The sequence below is a fragment of the Geodermatophilus sp. SYSU D00710 genome, from assembly GCF_054050195.1.
In genome coordinates this window covers 33,967-50,378 of the sequence record NZ_JBJGYX010000021.1, presented here as the reverse complement: position 1 = coordinate 50,378, position 16,412 = coordinate 33,967, and the positions used below count along the sequence as shown (strand labels likewise).

11 protein-coding genes are annotated in these 16,412 nt (G+C 75.1%); 9 read left to right on the top strand and 2 right to left on the bottom strand.

The window, feature by feature from the left end; all coding sequences use genetic code 11:
• The first annotated feature begins 14 nt into the window (after positions 1-14).
• The 5 genes from ACI78U_RS12025 (at position 15) to ilvC (ending at position 9,095) form a co-directional block, all read left to right on the top strand.
• A complete protein-coding gene (locus ACI78U_RS12025) occupies positions 15-2,720 on the top strand; it encodes a putative bifunctional diguanylate cyclase/phosphodiesterase (protein ID WP_456875548.1) in 2,706 nt (901 codons plus the stop codon).
• Entirely contained in the window at positions 2,713-5,376 is a 2,664-nt protein-coding gene (locus ACI78U_RS12020) for a putative bifunctional diguanylate cyclase/phosphodiesterase (RefSeq protein ID WP_456875547.1), read from the top strand. Before ACI78U_RS12025 ends, ACI78U_RS12020 begins: the two co-directional genes overlap by 8 nt.
• Positions 5,377-5,607: 231 nt before the next feature.
• Entirely contained in the window at positions 5,608-7,476 is a 1,869-nt protein-coding gene (locus ACI78U_RS12015) for an acetolactate synthase large subunit (protein WP_456875546.1), read from the top strand.
• A complete protein-coding gene (gene ilvN / locus ACI78U_RS12010) occupies positions 7,476-8,003 on the top strand; it encodes an acetolactate synthase small subunit (protein ID WP_456875545.1) in 528 nt (175 codons plus the stop codon). Before ACI78U_RS12015 ends, ilvN begins: the two co-directional genes overlap by 1 nt.
• A 63-nt stretch (positions 8,004-8,066) precedes the next feature.
• Positions 8,067-9,095 (top strand): ketol-acid reductoisomerase, encoded by a 1,029-nt coding sequence (gene ilvC, locus ACI78U_RS12005; RefSeq protein ID WP_456875544.1) that lies wholly within the window; start codon positions 8,067-8,069, stop codon positions 9,093-9,095.
• Positions 9,096-9,167: 72 nt separating this feature from the next.
• Here ilvC and ACI78U_RS12000 read toward each other — a convergent pair whose 3' ends face one another.
• Entirely contained in the window at positions 9,168-9,761 is a 594-nt protein-coding gene (locus ACI78U_RS12000; protein ID WP_456875543.1) for a hypothetical protein, read from the bottom strand.
• A gap of 121 nt (positions 9,762-9,882) precedes the next feature.
• Positions 9,883-10,794, bottom strand: a complete 912-nt coding sequence (locus tag ACI78U_RS11995; RefSeq protein WP_456875542.1) for a hypothetical protein — start codon at positions 10,792-10,794, stop codon at positions 9,883-9,885.
• A gap of 174 nt (positions 10,795-10,968) precedes the next feature.
• Here ACI78U_RS11995 and serA point away from each other — a divergent pair, with 174 nt between their 5' ends.
• The 4 genes from serA to ACI78U_RS11975 all read left to right on the top strand — a co-directional run bounded on the left by serA (position 10,969) and on the right by ACI78U_RS11975 (position 16,391).
• Positions 10,969-12,570, top strand: coding sequence for a phosphoglycerate dehydrogenase (gene serA / locus ACI78U_RS11990; protein ID WP_456875541.1), 1,602 nt, complete (start codon positions 10,969-10,971; stop codon positions 12,568-12,570).
• Positions 12,571-12,585: 15 nt separating this feature from the next.
• On the top strand, positions 12,586-13,608 hold the full coding sequence (locus tag ACI78U_RS11985; RefSeq protein WP_456875540.1) for a 3-isopropylmalate dehydrogenase: 1,023 nt from the start codon (positions 12,586-12,588) through the stop codon (positions 13,606-13,608).
• 159 nt (positions 13,609-13,767) lie between these two features.
• Positions 13,768-15,378, top strand: a complete 1,611-nt coding sequence (cimA, locus tag ACI78U_RS11980; RefSeq protein WP_456875539.1) for a citramalate synthase — start codon at positions 13,768-13,770, stop codon at positions 15,376-15,378.
• 98 nt (positions 15,379-15,476) lie between these two features.
• Positions 15,477-16,391, top strand: a complete 915-nt coding sequence (locus tag ACI78U_RS11975; RefSeq protein WP_456875538.1) for a DUF559 domain-containing protein — start codon at positions 15,477-15,479, stop codon at positions 16,389-16,391.
• The last annotated feature ends 21 nt before the right edge of the window (positions 16,392-16,412 follow it).

The window sequence follows — 16,412 nt, the reverse complement described above, 5'->3', positions numbered from 1 at the left end:
CCGACACCCGGGGTGTGGAGCGACGGACCAGGTGGCTGTTCGCGACGGCCGTCCCGGCCGCCGTGGCGTGCGTGTGCGCCACCGCCGTCCCGGCGCTGCACCTGCTCGGCGACGTCGTCACCGGCCTGGCCGGGGTGGCGACGTCGGCCGCGCTGTGGGCCGCCAGCCGCACCGGCGGGCCCGCCGACCGCCCCTGGCGGCTGCTCGCCCTCGCCCCGCTGTTCCCCGTCCTCGCGCTGGTCGTCTCCTGGGCCGCCCAGCCGGACACCGTGCTGCACCAGGTGGTCCTGCGCTGGCTGCCGACCGTCCCCGGTTACGTGGTCACGGTGGCCGGCCTGCTCGGCATGGCCGGGCGCGCCACCCTGCGCGCCACCGGCTCGCGGACCGTGCTCGAGCTCGCCCTCTTCGGCACGGCCGCGGTGGTGGTCATGCAGGTGCTCATGGTCGGCCCCGGGACCAGCTGGACCACCCTCTCCCTCGGCGCGCAGCTCGTGCTCGGCGCTGCCGTCGCGGCCACCGGGGCGGTCATGGCCGCCGCGCTCACCGTCCTCGGCGCCGTCGAGGCGCACCGCCAGCGCATGGCCGGCGTCCTGCTCGGCGCGCTGGTGCTGCTCGCCGCCGGCCGCGGCGCCGGCACCTCCGCCGCGCTGCTCGGCGCGCCCGACGTCGTCGCCGCCACCCGCGTCGCCGTCGTCCTCGGGCTGGCGCTGCTGGTGCTCGCGCGCTCCCTCGACACCGGCCCGGCCGCGGCTCCCGCGTCCTCCGACGTCCCGGCCGGCGGCCTCGCCGTCGCACTGCGGTCGGTGCTGCCGCAGCTCGCGCTGGTCGTCGTCGTCGCGACCGCCCTCGTCCCGCTGGCGGTGGGCACCGCACCGACCTGGGTGACCCTCGCCGGGGTCCTGCTGTGCGTCGCGCTGTCGGCGGCGCACCGCTGGGTCGCTGCCCGCGAGGACCAGCAGCGCAGCGCCCGCCTGCGCCACGACGAGGCCTACTTCCGCAACCTGCTGCACTCCACCCGCGAGGCGGTGCTCGTCCTCGACCGCCGGCTGCGGGTCGACTGGGCGTCCCCGGCGCTGGCCGCGCTCCTGGGCACCACGCCGGCCGAGCTGGCCGGCCGCGACCTGCTCACCGGCGCGGCGGGCCGGCCCGGGACCATGGACCCCGAGGACGCCGCCCGGCTGCGGCGGGTCCTCGACGGCGGCCCCGACGGCACCGCCGGGCTGGTGACGCTGCACCTGCGCGACGCGGCGGGAGGCGTCCGCTGCCTGGAGGCCAGCGTCTCCGACCTGCGGGCCGAGGAGTCGGTCGCGGCCGTCGTCCTGCACTGCCGCGACGTCACCGAGCGCGAGGCCCGCGAGCGCGCCCTCGAGGAGGTCGCCTACGCCGACGAGCTGACCGGCCTGCCCAACCGGGCCGGCTGGCACGCCGCGCTGGCCGCCGCCGTGTCCGGCCCCGTCCCCGGCCCCGCGGTGCTCCTGGTCGACGTCCGCGGCCTCGACGCCGTGCGCGAGCACGCCGGCCGCGACACCGTCTCCGCCGTCCTCGTCGAGCTCGGCCGGCGGCTGCGTGCCACCGTCCGCGGCGAGGAGGTGGTCGCCCGCCTGGCCGGCGGCACGTTCGGCGTCCTCGCGGCGGGCGACGCCGACACCGCCGTCCTGCTCGGCGACCGCTGCCTGGGCGTCATCGAGCAGCCCGTGACCACCCCCGCAGGCGTCTTCGACCTCACCGGCGACGTCGGCGTCGTCGTGGTCGAGCCCGGCCTCGGCGTCGCCGAGCTGACCGCCCGCGCCGAGCTGGCCGTCACCACCGCCCGAGCCTCGGGTACGGCCCGCGCCACCCTGTGGACCCCGGCGCTGGGCGCGGCCGCCGCGCGCCGCGACCGGCTGCGCGAGGACGTCGCCGGCGCGGCCGCCCGCGGCGAGCTGTGGCTGGCCTTCCAGCCGATCGTCTCGATGGAGGAGCAGCGGGTCACCGGCGTCGAGGCGCTGCTGCGCTGGCGGCACCCCGAGCTCGGCGAGGTCCCGCCGCGCGAGTTCGTCCCGGTCGCCGAGCGCGCCGGCGTCATCGCCGAGCTCCAGCGCTGGGCGCTCCGGGAGGCGTGCACGACCACCGCCGCGCTGCCCGCCGTCCGGGGCGTGCCGCTGCGGCTGGGGGTCAACATCTCCGCCGCGCACGTCGCCGCCCGCACCCTCGTCGAGGACGTCGCCGGCGCGCTGTCGGACTCCGGGCTGGAGCCCGAGCGGCTCGTCCTGGAGATCACCGAGGCGACCGTGCTCGCCGACGGCGACTCCGCGGCCGGCGACGTCTCGGCGCTGCGCCTGATGGGCGTGCACGTGGCGCTCGACGACTTCGGCACCGGCTCCTCCTCGCTGGTGCAGCTCACCCGCCTGCCCATCGACGTGCTCAAGCTCGACCGCGCGATGGTCTCCCGGGTCGACCGCGACCGGCAGAGCCGCGCGCTGTGCGAGTCGGTGGTGACCATCGGCCGCACGCTCGGCCTCGACGTCGTCGCCGAGGGCGTGGAGACCCCCGCGCAGCTCGGCGTGCTGCGCGGCATGGGGATCGGCTTCGCGCAGGGCTTCCTGCTGTCCCGCCCGCTGCCGGCGGCCGAGCTGGCGCACGTGCTGCAGGACAACGCCGGCGCGCTGTGGCCCGGCCTGGTCGGGCTGGCGGCCGCGCCGGTGGGGGAGCCGGCGGTCCGGGTGGTGCGCGGTGCGTGACCTCCCCGCCCGCGCCGGGACGGCCGTGCAGGTGCTGCTGGCCCTGCTCGGCGCCGCGACGACGGCGCTGCAGCTCACCGGGTCCCCGGCGACGGTCACCGTGGTGCCCGCCGTCCTCGGGTTGGCGTCGGCCGCGTCGGCCGCCGTCCTGGTCCCGTGCGCGCTGCGCCGGCCGGGCCGCGCCGGGCGTCCCTGGTGGGCGCTGGCCGCGTCCGGGGCGCTGCTCGCCCTGGGCCAGGCGCTGGCCCTGACCCGCCCCGCCCGGGACCTGCCCGCCGCTGGGGTCGAGGACCTCCTCACCCTGGCCGGGGTGCCGCTGGGCGTGGCCGCGGCACTGCTGCTGCTCCCGCCGCGGTCGGCCCGCCGGGTCGGCACACGGGTGCTGCTCGACGCCGTGGTGGTCACCCTGTCCCTCGCCCTGTGCGGCGCGGTCCTGCTCACCGACCTCGTGACCGGGACCGCGGGCGGCCCGGGGCTGGTGACGGCCGGGTACCCGCTGGTCGGTGCGGTGCTGGCCGGCGTCGGCCTGGTCGCGGTCACCGCCGTCGCCGAGCCGCGCCGGCGCAGCGCCACCTGGCTGCTGGGCGCCTTCCTCGCGATGGCCGTCGTGGCGCTCTGCGGCGCGGTCGAGCGGGCGACGCCGGACGCCGCGGCCGGCTGGGGCGTGCTCACCGTGCTCGGCTGGCTGACCATGCTGGGCGCGGGCCTCCGCGCCGCCGCCGCCGACCCGGGGGAGGGCGCGCCGCTGCCGGCCGGCCGCGCCCTGCCGCTGCGGGGCGGGGTCCTCGCGCACGGGACGGCGACCCTGGCCCTGGTGGCCGTCTGCAGCGCCGCGGTGACCGGCCGCCCCGTGACCGCCGCCGAGGCCGCCTGCGCCGTCGTCCTGCTGGTGCTCACCTCGGCCCGCACGCTGCTGTGGGCGCTCGACGCCGCCCGTCTCACCCGCCGCCTCGAGCGGACCGAGGGGTCGTTCCGCGCGCTGGTGCACAGCGGCGACGCGGTCACCGTCGTCCTCGACGCCGCCGGCCGGGTCTCGGCGGTGTCCGGGCCGGTCGCCGCGCAGCTCGGCCGGCCGGAGGAGGAGCTGGTCGGGCGGTCGTTCGCGACCCTGCTGCACCCCGACGACGCCGACCTGCTCGACCGCGTGGCCGCCGCCCTCGGCGACGACTCCGCCGCCGCGCTGCCCCTGGCCGGCCGGCTGCGGACCGCCGACGGGACCTGGCGGGACGTCGAGGTCTCCGGCGCGGTCCGCGACGCCGGCCGCTCCGAGCGCCTGGTACTGCACCTGCGCGACGTCACCGAGCGCCGCGCCACCCACCGCGAGCTGGAGCGGCTGGCCTACACCGACTCGCTCACCGGCCTGCCCAACCGGGCCCGCTTCATGGCCGCGCTCGAGACCGCCCTCGACCGCGCGGGCCGGGGCCGCAGCGCCTGCGTGCTGCTGGTCGACCTCGACGGCTTCAAGGCGGTCAACGACGTCGCCGGCCACGACGCGGGGGACCGGCTGCTGTGCGAGGTGGCCGACGCGCTGCGCGCCGAGGCCCGCGCCACCGACCTGGTCGCCCGCCTCGGCGGTGACGAGTTCGCCCTCGTCGTCGACGCCGGCCCCGAGCAGGCGCTCGCCCTGGCCGAGCGGCTGGTCCGGCGGCTGGACCACACCCGCCGCCACGACGACTCCGGCCCGCTGCTGCACGTCTCGGCCAGCGTCGGGGTCACCGAGGTGCTGCCCGGCGCGGACGTCTCGGCGACCGTCCGCGAGGCCGACCTGGCGCTGCGCACCGTCAAGGCGCAGGGCAAGAACGGCGTCCGGGCGTCGGGGGAGGCCCTCGTCGAGGAGTCCGCCCGGCGCAGCCGGCTGGCCCGCGACCTGCCCGCCGCCATCGAGCAGGGCCGGCTCCGGCTGGTCTACCAGCCGGTCGCGGGCACCGCGGAGCGGCGCGTCCTCGGCGTCGAGGCGCTGGCCCGCTGGGACCACCCCGAGCTCGGCCCGGTCTCCCCCGAGGAGTTCATCGGGCTGGCCGAGCAGGACGGCCTCATCGTGCCGCTGCAGCGCTGGGTGCTGGACACCGCGACCGCCGAGCACGCCCGCCTGGTCGCCGGCGGCCGCGACCTCAAGCTCGGCGTCAACATCTCCGTGCGCCACCTGCAGGCCCGCTGCCTGGTCGAGGACGTCACCCGCGCCCTGCGCCGCTCCGGGCTGCCCGCGCGGATGCTGATGATCGAGGTGACCGAGAGCGTCCTCATCGACGACGACGAGCGGCTGCTCAGCGAGCTCGCCGAGCTGTCGGCGCTGGGCTGCATCGTGTCCCTCGACGACTTCGGCAAGGGCTGGTCCTCGCTGGCCTACCTGGCCCGGCTGCCCGTGCAGGTGCTGAAGATGGACCGCGGGTTCGTCTCCGGCATCGACACCGACCCCCGCGGCGCGGCGCTGGTCGGCAGCGTCGTCGACCTCGGCCGCACGCTCGGCATGGACGTCGTCGCCGAGGGCGTCGAGACCCCCGCCCAGCTCGAGGTGCTCACGCGGCTGGGCTGCACCTTCCTCCAGGGCTGGCTGATCGGCCGCCCGGTGCCGGCCGCCGACCTGCCCGCGCTCGTCGACGGGTTCGACCCCGCCCTGCTCGCCGACGCCGTCCGGGAGCCCGTCGCCGTCCCATGACGCGGGCGAGCCCGTCCCACGGAGTGGGACGGCGTGGTTGACGTCCCGGCGGGGGAGGCGCACAGTGTCGTCGTGCCCTCCGCCTGCCTGCTCCTCGTAGTCGCCTAGCGCGCCGGTCGACCGACCGACGCGCTACGCCCCTCTGTGCCCGCGGCACGAGGGGTTTTTTCTTGCCCGAGCAGGCACCCGAACCGCACGACCCCCGCACGTCCGGCCCAGGAGACGCCCCGCATGACCACCACCCGGAGTGAGTCCGCCACCCGAGAGGCCGCCGCCGCCCTCACCGGCGTCGAGACGACGGCCCGCTCGATCGCCGAGTCCGCCGCCCGGCCGGCCTCGGGCATCACCGGCGCGCAGAGCCTGGTCCGCTCGCTGGAGGCCGTCGGCGTCGAGGTCGTCTTCGGCATCCCCGGCGGCGCGATCCTGCCCGCCTACGACCCGCTGTTCGACTCCCACGTCCGCCACGTCCTGGTGCGGCACGAGCAGGGCGCCGGTCACGCGGCCACCGGCTACGCCCAGGCCACCGGCCGGGTCGGCGTCTGCATGGCCACCTCCGGGCCGGGCGCGACCAACCTGGTCACGCCGCTGGCCGACGCCCACATGGACTCGGTCCCGATCGTGGCCATCACCGGCCAGGTGCCCAGCGCCTCGATCGGCACCGACGCCTTCCAGGAGGCCGACATCCGCGGCATCACGATGCCGATCACCAAGCACAACTTCCTGGTGACCGACCCGGCGGAGATCCCGCAGCGGATCGCCGAGGCCTTCCACCTGGCCGCCACCGGTCGCCCCGGCCCGGTCCTGGTCGACATCCCCAAGGACGTGCTGCAGGCCACCACCGACTTCGCCTGGCCGCCGCGGCTGGACCTGCCCGGCTACCGGCCGACCACCCGCCCGCACGGCAAGCAGGTGCGCGAGGCCGCGGCGCTGATCGCCGGCGCCCGCCGGCCGGTCCTCTACGTCGGCGGCGGGGTGCTCAAGGCCGGCGCCACCGAGGAGCTGGCCGAGCTCGCCGCGCTGACCGGCGCGCCCGTCGTCACCACCCTCATGGCCCGCGGCGCGTTCCCCGACAGCTCGCCGCAGCACCTGGGCATGCCGGGCATGCACGGCACCGTGGCCGCGGTGACCGCGCTGCAGAAGGCCGACGTCCTCGTGGCCCTCGGCGCCCGGTTCGACGACCGGGTGACCGGGAAGCTGTCGACCTTCGCGCCCGGCGCACTGGTGGTGCACGCCGACATCGACCCGGCCGAGATCGGCAAGAACCGCAAGGCCGACGTCCCGATCGTCGGGGACGCCAAGGAGACCATCGCCGAGCTCGTCGGCGCGCTGCGCGCCGAGCACGAGGCCGGCCGCACGCCCGACCTCGCCGCCTGGTGGGCGCAGCTGGACGACTGGCGCACCCGCTACCCGCTCGGCTACGACTGGCCCGAGGACGGCTCGCTGTCGCCGCAGTACGTCATCGAGCGGATCGGCGCGATCGCCGGCCCCGACGCGATCTACACCTCCGGGGTCGGCCAGCACCAGATGTGGGCCGCGCAGTTCATCCGGTACGAGAAGCCGGGCACCTGGCTCAACAGCGGCGGCGCCGGGACCATGGGCTACGCCGTGCCCGCGGCCATGGGCGCCCGGTACGGCCGCCCCGACGCCACCGTCTGGGCCATCGACGGCGACGGCTGCTTCCAGATGACCAACCAGGAGCTGGCCACCTGCGCGATCGAGGGCATCCCGATCAAGGTCGCCGTCATCAACAACGGCAACCTCGGCATGGTCCGGCAGTGGCAGACCCTGTTCTACGAGGGCCGCTACTCCAACACCAAGCTGCACCCGGTGGACGACGAGGGCCGGCCGAAGCCGGTGCGCATCCCCGACTTCGTCATGCTGGCCGAGGCGCTGGGCTGCGTCGGGCTGCGCTGCGAGACCAAGGACGACGTCGACGCCGTCATCGAGAAGGCCATGGCGATCACCGACGCCCCGGTGGTCATCGACTTCGTCGTCGGCGCCGACGCCCAGGTCTGGCCGATGGTCGCCGCCGGCGCCAGCAACGACGACATCCTGGCCGCGCGCGACCTGCGCCCGGTCTTCGGAGAGGGACAGGTCTGATGAGCCGCCACACCCTGTCGGTCCTGGTCGAGAACAAGGCCGGTGTCCTCGCCCGCGTCTCGGCGCTGTTCAGCCGGCGCGCGTTCAACATCGAGTCCCTCGCCGTCGGCCCGACGGAGAACCCCGACCTGTCCCGGATGACGATCGTCGTCGACGCCGAGTCCGCGCCGCTGGAGCAGGTGACCAAGCAGCTGAACAAGCTCGTCGAGGTCATCAAGATCGTGGAGCTCGACGGCGGCGCGGCGGTGCAGCGCGAGCTGCTGCTGGTCAAGGTGCGCGCCCCGCTGGCCGACCGCACGACCGTGCTGCAGACCGCCGAGCTGTTCCGCGCCCGCGTCGTCGACGTCAACACCGACACGGTGACCCTCGAGGCCACCGGCACGCCGGACAAGCTGCAGGCCCTGCTCGCCGTCCTCGCCCCGCTGGGGATCAAGGAGATGGCGCAGTCGGGCACCGTCGCCCTGGGCCGCGGACCGCGGTCGATGAGCGGCGCCGGTACCTTGCGCCCGGTCGACCGCAGCGCCTAGTCCCCGACCGTCCCAACCGGCCTTTATCGCGATAAAGGCACCACAGCAGAGGAGCACCACCGCATGGCCGCCGAGATCTTCTACGACGACGACGCCGACCTGTCGATCATCCAGGGGCGCACCGTCGCCGTCATCGGCTACGGCAGCCAGGGCCACGCGCACGCCCTGTCGCTGCGCGACTCCGGGGTCGACGTCCGGGTGGGCCTGCCCGAGGGCTCGAAGAGCCGGCCCAAGGCCGAGGCCGAGGGCCTGCGCGTCGTCACGCCGGCCGAGGCCGCCGCCGAGGCCGACCTCGTCGTGGTCCTCGCCCCCGACCACGTGCAGCGGACCCTCTACACCGAGTCGATCGAGCCCAACCTGCAGGACGGCGACGCGCTGTTCTTCGGTCACGGCTTCAACATCCGGTTCGGCTACGTCAAGCCCCCGGCCGGCGTCGACGTCGCCATGGTCGCCCCCAAGGGCCCCGGCCACCTGGTCCGTCGCGAGTTCGAGAACGGCAAGGGCGTGCCCTGCCTGGTCGCCGTCGAGCAGGACGCCACCGGGCAGGCCCTGCCGCTCGCGCTGTCCTACGCCAAGGCCATCGGCGGCACCCGCGCCGGCGTCATCCGGACGACGTTCGCCGAGGAGACCGAGACCGACCTGTTCGGCGAGCAGGCGGTGCTCTGCGGCGGCGCCAGCGCGCTCATCACCGCCGGGTTCGAGACGCTGACCGAGGCCGGCTACCAGCCCGAGGTCGCCTACTTCGAGTGCCTGCACGAGCTCAAGCTGATCGTCGACCTCATGTACGAGGGCGGCATCGCCAAGCAGCGCTGGTCGGTGTCGGACACCGCCGAGTACGGCGACTACACCTCCGGCCCGAAGATCATCGACGACCGCGTCAAGGAGTCGATGAAGGAGGTCCTGGCCGCGATCAAGGACGGCTCGTGGGCCGCGGCCTTCATCGCCGACCAGGACGCCGGCGCCCCCGACTTCACGCGGCGCCGCGCCGCGGCCGAGGCGCACCCGATCGAGGAGACCGGCCGCAAGCTGCGCGGCCTGATGAGCTGGGTGTCGGCCTCCGACGACTACACCGGCACCGCCGCCCGCTCGTAGCGTCCGGCAACGCGAACGGCCCCCGCTGCCTGCTGGCAGCGGGGGCCGTTGCGCGTCGGGACGGGGTGGGACTCAGTACGACAGGCCCCGGGAGGCGAAGTACTGCTTCGCGTGCGGCTGCTGCAGCAGGAAGATGATCAGCCCCGGCAGCAGGAAGCCCAGCAGCGCCGAGAACTCGAACCCGCCGCCGACGGCCAGTGAGATGACCAGGGTCAGCAGCTGGATGCCGACCGAGGCGTAGCTGCCGAGCAGGAGCAGCCGGGGGCCCTTGCCGGTGAGCACCTGGATGCCGCCGACGAGGACGACCACGGCCGTGGCGATCGCCAGGAGGGTGACCAACCCGAGCAGCGGGCTCAGCGCGAACAGCAGGCCGATGCCCAGCAGCGCCAGCAGGCCGAAGAGCGAGCCCAGGCCACCGATGACGACACCGATGACCGCGGCGGCCGTGACCTGGCCGGGACGCCGGCCCGACGGCCCACCGCCGTAGGGGGACGGGCCGGTGAAGTTGCCGTAGGGCGCCGGCTGGCCGTACGGGGCCTGCCCGTAGGGCTGCTGCCCGTACGCCTGCTGCCCGTAGGCGGGCTGGCCGTAGGGCTGCTGGCCGGGCACCCCGGACCCGGGTTGACCACCCGGCGGCGTGTTGTTGTCGAAGCTCGGGCTGGTCATGTGCCTGCGGATCTCCTCTGGACGGACGGACGGCGCCGGGTCGGCGGTCGGCGGAGTGTAGGGCTGGGACCACGCCCCGTGGGGGCCCGCCGTCGCGGGCGGTCCCTCGGCGGGGGGATGGTCAGCGGCCGCGGCGGGCGCGGTGCGCGGCGAAGAACGCCGCGGCCGGCTTCATCGACAGCAGGACGACGATCGCCAGCGACCCGAGGAAGAACAGCAGGCTGGTGATGATCCCGCCGGCGCCCGCGTTCTGGGCGTCGGCCAGGTTGCCGATCAGGCCCAGCAGGGTGACCGCCAGCGCGATCGAGCCGCCGACGAGGAGCATCACGCGGCTCCGGCCGGTGAGCGCCCAGACCGATCCCCAGATCATGAGCACCGTCCACACGAGCGCCAGCAGGCCGAACACCAGGATGACGCCGCCGACGGCGCCGGCGACCGAGCCGAAGCCGGGGATCTCGTTGTCCAGCTCGTCACCGGCGCCGCTGGCCAGGGCCCCGGCGAAGATCAGGAGCAGGCTGAACAGCACGCCGATGGCGCCGAAGACGAACCCGAGCACCACGGCGGTCACCACGCTGCCGGGCTTGGCCGGGACGCCGCCCTGCCCGTACTGCTGGCCGTAGGCCTGCCCGTACTGCCCGTACTGCTCGGTGCCGTAGCCCTGCTGCCCGTACTGCTGCGGGTAGCCCTGCTGCCCGTACTGCTGGCCGTACTGCTGCTGCCCGTACTGCTGTCCGTAGGACTGGCCGCCGTACTCCTGCTGGCCGTACTCCTGCTGGCCGTACTCCTGCTGCCCGTACTGCTGCGGGGGCTGGGGCTGCCGGGTGTAGGGCTGGGTGTACTGGCCGGGCTGGCCGTACTGCCCCGGCTGCTGCCCGTAGGACTGCCCGGCCGTCTCGCCGGACGACTGCCCCTGCGGGTCGTACTGCGACGAGCCGGACGGCTGGTCCTGCCGGCCGTACGGCGTGGCACCGCCCTCACCGGGGTCACGCCCGGGGTCGCGGCCCTGGCCCTGGTCCTTGCTGAAGTCGGTCATGGTCCCCTCCGGAGGCGTCGGCCGGTGCCGGCGCTGCTGGCCGCCAGGATGCTGGGGTACCAGGGACGACGGCAAACAGGTACTACCCCGTCAGCGGGATGTCGTGGCCCCTGGGACGGGAAGTTCCCGGCCCGTGACCGGGTCGGATCCGCCTCGTCCCTAGGCTGTGGCCCCGTGACCGAGCGCGCCCCCGTGGTCCTGATCGCCGAGGAGCTCGCCCCCAGCGTGCTGGAGGTGCTCGGCGACGACGTGGAGGTCCGCCACGTCGACGGTGCCGACCGCTCGGCGCTGCTGCCCGCGCTCGCCGACGCCGCCGCCGTCATGATCCGCAGCGCCACCCGGATCGACGCCGAGGCGCTGGCCGCCGCACCCAACCTGAAGGTCGTCGCCCGCGCCGGCATCGGCCTGGACAACGTCGACGTCGCCGCGGCCACCGAGCGCGGCGTCATGGTGGTCAACGCCCCGACGTCGAACGTCGTCAGCGCCGCCGAGCACGCCGTCGCGCTGCTGCTGGCCGCCGCCCGGCAGATCCCCGCGGCCGACGCGTCGCTGCGCGAGGGCCGGTGGGCGCGGTCGCGGTTCATGGGCGTCGAGGTCACCGACAAGGTGGTCGGCATCGTCGGCCTGGGCCGCATCGGCCAGCTGGTCGCCCAGCGGCTGGCCGCCTTCGGCACCACGCTGATCGCCTACGACCCCTACATCCAGCCCGGCCGCGCCGCGCAGCTCGGGGTGCGGATGGTGTCGCTGGAGGAGCTGCTCCGCGAGGCCGACTTCATCACCGTCCACCTGCCGAAGACGCCGGAGACGCTCGGGCTCATCGGCGCCGCGGAGCTGGCCACCACCAAGCGCGGCGTGATCGTCGTCAACGCCGCCCGCGGCGGGCTGGTCGACGAGGCGGCGCTGGCCGACGCGCTGCGGTCGGGCCAGGTCGCCGCCGCCGGCATCGACGTGTACGCGCAGGAGCCCACGACCGACAGCCCGCTCTTCGGGCTGCCCACCACCGTGGTCACCCCCCACCTGGGTGCCTCGACGACGGAGGCGCAGGACAAGGCGGGCACCGCCGTGGCCCACTCGGTGCGCCTGGCGTTGCAGGGCGAGTTCGTGCCGGACGCGGTCAACGTGCAGGCCGGCGGCGTGGTCGCCGAGGACGTCCGGCCCGGCCTGCCGCTGGCCGAGCAGCTGGGCACCGTGTTCACCGCCGTGGCCGGCGGGCTCGCGCAGTCGGTGACCGTCGACGTGCGGGGCAAGCTGGCCGAGTTCGACGACTCGGTGCTGCAGCTCGCCGTCCTCAAGGGCGTCTTCTCCGACGTCGTCGAGGAGCAGGTCACCTACGTCAACGCCCCGCTGCTGGCCGAGCAGCGCGGCCTGGACGTCTCGCTGACCAGCGACGTCGAGAGCCCCGACTACCGCAACCTGGTGCGGGTGCACGGCGTCATGGCCGACGGCCGCGAGATCGCCGTCGCCGGGACGCTGTTCGGCAAGAACCAGGTGCCCAAGCTGGTCGAGGTCGACGGCTTCGACATGGACCTCGACCTCTCGGGCCACCTGCTGTTCTTCCTCTACCAGGACCGGCCCGGCGTCGTGGGCACCGTCGGCGCGGCGCTGGGCGAGGCCGGGATCAACATCGCCGGCGCGCAGGTCAGCCGGACCACCCGGGGCGGTGAGGCGCTGATGGCCGTCGTCGTCGACAGCCCGGTCGGCGCGGAGCTGCTCGGCGACATCGCCCGCCGCATCGGCGCGCGCGAGGCCCGCTCGGCGGATCTCGACCCGCGCTGACCTAGGGTCGTCGCCATGCGCCTGGCTGTGATCGCGGGAGACGGCATCGGCCCCGAGGTGGTGGCCGAGGGGCTCAAGGTCCTCGGCGCGGTCGTGCCGGACCTGGAGACGACGCCCTACGACCTGGGCGCGGCCCGCTGGCAGCGCACCGGGGAGCTGCTGCCCGACACCGTGCTCGACGAGCTGCGCGGGCACGACGCGATCCTGCTCGGCGCGATCGGCGACCCCGGCGTGCCGCCGGGCATCCTCGAGCGGGGTCTGCTGCTGCGGCTGCGCTTCGAGCTCGACCACCACGTCAACCTGCGCCCGGCCCGGCTCTACGACGGCGTGCGCAGCCCGCTGGCCGAGCCCGGCGAGATCGACATGCTGTGCGTGCGCGAGGGCACCGAGGGTCCCTACGCGGGCAACGGCGGCGTGCTGCGCCGCGACACCCCGCACGAGGTGGCCACGGAGGTCAGTCTCAACACCGCCTTCGGCGTCGAGCGGGTGGTGCGCTACGCCTTCGAGCGGGCCACCGCCCGGCCGCGCCGGCACCTCACGCTGATCCACAAGACCAACGTGCTCACCCACGCCGGGTCGCTGTGGTCGCGGACGGTGGAGGAGGTGGCCGCGGAGTTCCCCGAGGTCACCGTCGCCTACCAGCACGTCGACGCCGCGTCGATGTTCTTCATCACCGACCCCGGCCGCTACGACGTCATCGTCACCGACAACCTCTTCGGCGACATCGTCACCGACGTCGCGGCCGCGGTCACCGGCGGCATCGGCCTGGCGGCCAGCGGCAACCTCGACGTCTCGGGCACCAACCCGGCCATGTTCGAGCCGGTGCACGGCTCGGCGCCCGACATCGCCGGGCAGGGGGTGGCCGACCCGACGGCGACCGTGCTGTCGGTGGCGCTGCTGCTCGAGCACCTCGGCCACGCCGACCTCGCACGCAAGGTCGGCGCCGCCGTCGCCTTCGACCTGTCCACCCGGGACCCGCGGGGCCGGGTGCGCACGGTCGAGGTCGGCGACCGGCTGGCCGCCCTCGCCGGGGGCTGACGGTCCCGGGGTTAGACTCCCCGGCGATGCACCTGAACGGCAGCACCCCCATCATCGCCTAGCGCGCGGTCACCTCCCCGACCGCGCGCAGACCTCCCGTTCCCGGGGGGTCTTTCTCGTGTGAGGGGCCTGATCGCCGTCGAACCCCCGGGAGCACCCGTGGCCACCGACAGCCCCGTCCTCTCCGCCGGCAGCGACTTCCACGTCTTCGACACCACGCTGCGCGACGGCGCCCAGCGCGAGGGGATCAGCTTCTCCGTCGCCGACAAGCTCGCCACAGCGAGGCTGCTCGACGAGATCGGCGTCGGCTACATCGAGGGCGGATGGCCGGGGGCGCTGCCCAAGGACACCGAGTTCTTCGTCCGCGCCCGCACCGAGCTCAAGCTGCGGCACGCGGTGCTGGTCGCGTTCGGCGCCACCCGCAAGGCCGGCGTCCGGGTGGAGGACGACCCGCAGGTGCGCGCGCTGCTCGACGCCGGGACGCCGGTGGTGTGCCTGGTCGCCAAGTCCGACGTCCGGCACGTGCGCGACGCGCTGCGGACCACGCTCGAGGAGAACCTCGCGATGGTGTCGGACACCGTCGCGTACCTCGTCGCGCACGGCCGGCGGGTGTTCGTCGACTGTGAGCACTTCTTCGACGGCTACGCCGCCGACCCCGACCACGGTGTCGCGGTGCTGCAGGCGGCGTTCGCCGCGGGCGCGGAGGTCGGCGTCCTGTGCGACACCAACGGCGGCATGCTGCCGATGGGGGTGGGCCGGGTGGTGGCCGACGTCCGGTCGCGCGTCGACGGGCGGCTGGGCATCCACTGCCAGGACGACACCGGCTGCGCGGTCGCCAACTCGCTGGCCGCCGTCGAGGCCGGGGTGACCCACGTGCAGGGCACCGCGAACGGCTACGGCGAGCGGGCCGGCAACGCCGACACCTTCGCGCTGGTCGCCAACCTGGTGACCAAGATGGGCCTGCCGGTGGTGCCCGCCGAGTGCCTGGCCGAGCTGCAGCGGGTCAGCCACGCCATCGCCGAGCTGGCCAACATCGCCCCCGACGACCACCAGCCCTACGTCGGCGCGTCGGCGTTCGCGCACAAGGCCGGCCTCCACGCCAGCGCGATCAAGGTCAGCCCCGAGCTCTACAACCACCTCGACCCGGCGGTGGTCGGCAACGACATGCGCATCCTGGTCACCGAGATGGCCGGCCGCGCCTCGGTGGAGCTCAAGGGCCGCGAGCTCGGCGTGGACCTCTCCGGGCACGCCGACGCCGTCGGTCGTGTCGTCGACCAGGTCAAGGTCCTCGAGTCCGAGGGGTGGTCGTTCGAGGCCGCCGACGCCTCCTTCGAGCTGCTGCTGCGCTCCCAGCTGCCCGGCGCGCCGGCGCCGCTGTTCCAGCTGGAGAGCTACCGGACGACGGTCGAGCACTGGGGCAACGGCGTGGTCGTCAGCGAGGCGACCGTGAAGGTGCACCTGCCGGGCGCCGACGGGACGAGCGAGCGGGTGATCAGCACCGCGGAGGGCAACGGCCCGGTCAACGCGCTGGACAACGCGCTCCGGCAGGCGCTGGTGAGCCGCCACCCGGAGCTGGCCGACGTCGCGCTGGCCGACTACAAGGTCCGCATCCTCGGCTGGAAGGGCGGCACCAGCGCGACCACGCGAGTGCTCGTCGACACCACCGACGGGGTGGGGGAGTGGACCACCGTGGGCGTCCACGCCAACATCGTCGAGGCCTCCTGGCACGCCCTCGTCGACGCCCTCACCTACGCCGTCCACTGCCGCTGACGACGGCGGACCGCGGTGGTGTGCACACACCGTCCGCGCCGTCCACAGATGCCGCGGTCTCCTGGCTCAGGCCGGGGTGCGCCCGCAGGGTCCTGCCCGTGGACGTCGAGGCGGTCGTGGGGTCCCGGGGGTGGGCCACCCGGGCCGAACTGCTCGGCCAGATCAGCGCGAGGACCCTCTCCGACTGGGTGACTACCGGCAGGGTGGTCAGGCTCCAGTCGGGTGTGTTCGCCGCTCCCTCCGCCGCCGGTCGGTGGGCGGTGCGGGTCGCTGCGGCGCTCGCCGGCCGGAACGCCGTGGCCAGTCACGGCACCGCGCTGGCGCTGTGGGAGCTCGTCCCTCCACCGGCCGGCCCGGTGCACGTCACCGTCCCGGACCACCGCAGTGCACGAGGGTCCGCCGGGGTGGTGCTGCACCGCAGTTCCCGGGCCCACGCCGACCGGCGGCGAGCGGGCGGACTGCCGGTCACCTCCGCCGAGCGCGCGGTCGTCGATGCGTGGGGCGCTCCGGCGCCGCCGTCGAGGGCGGATGTCCGGGCCGCTGCCATCACAGCCGTCAGACGGCGACTGTGCACACCGGCGGACCTCGCCGCCGAGCTGGCCCACAGCACGCGGCTGCGGCACCGGGCCGAGCTCACCACCCTGGTGGACCTGCTGGCCGACGGATGCCGGAGCGAACTGGAGATCTGGGGCTGCACCCAGGTGCTGCGTGCGCCGGGGATGCCCGCCTTCACACAGCAACGGCGCATCACCGTGGGTGCTGAGTCGTTCGTCCTCGACGCCGCCTACGAGGAGGTGATGCTCGCGGTCGAGATGGACGGCGCCGCCTGGCACGGGTCGAGCCGGCAGCGGGAGTCCGACATCCGTCGGGACTCACTCGTCGCGACGGCCGGCTGGCAGACGCTGCGGTACAGCTACCGCCGGCTGACCAGCACACCCGGCGCCTGCCGGCGCGACATCCTGGCGGTGTACCGGGCTCGCCGGCGGCTGATGGGCGGCGACAGCGTGCGCTGAGGTGCGGCAGGAGGGCCGTGT

What these genes read in the sequence shown, in the direction of transcription:
- ACI78U_RS12015 (WP_456875546.1), top strand. Translation starts at nt 5,608, where the DNA reads ATGACCACCACCCGGAGTGAGTCCGCCACCCGAGAGGCCGCCGCCGCC.
- ilvN (WP_456875545.1), top strand. Translation starts at nt 7,476, where the DNA reads ATGAGCCGCCACACCCTGTCGGTCCTGGTCGAGAACAAGGCCGGTGTC.
- ilvC (WP_456875544.1), top strand. Translation starts at nt 8,067, where the DNA reads ATGGCCGCCGAGATCTTCTACGACGACGACGCCGACCTGTCGATCATC.
- ACI78U_RS12000 (WP_456875543.1), bottom strand. Translation starts at nt 9,761, where the DNA reads ATGACCAGCCCGAGCTTCGACAACAACACGCCGCCGGGTGGTCAACCC.
- ACI78U_RS11995 (WP_456875542.1), bottom strand. Translation starts at nt 10,794, where the DNA reads ATGACCGACTTCAGCAAGGACCAGGGCCAGGGCCGCGACCCCGGGCGT.
- ACI78U_RS11985 (WP_456875540.1), top strand. Translation starts at nt 12,586, where the DNA reads ATGCGCCTGGCTGTGATCGCGGGAGACGGCATCGGCCCCGAGGTGGTG.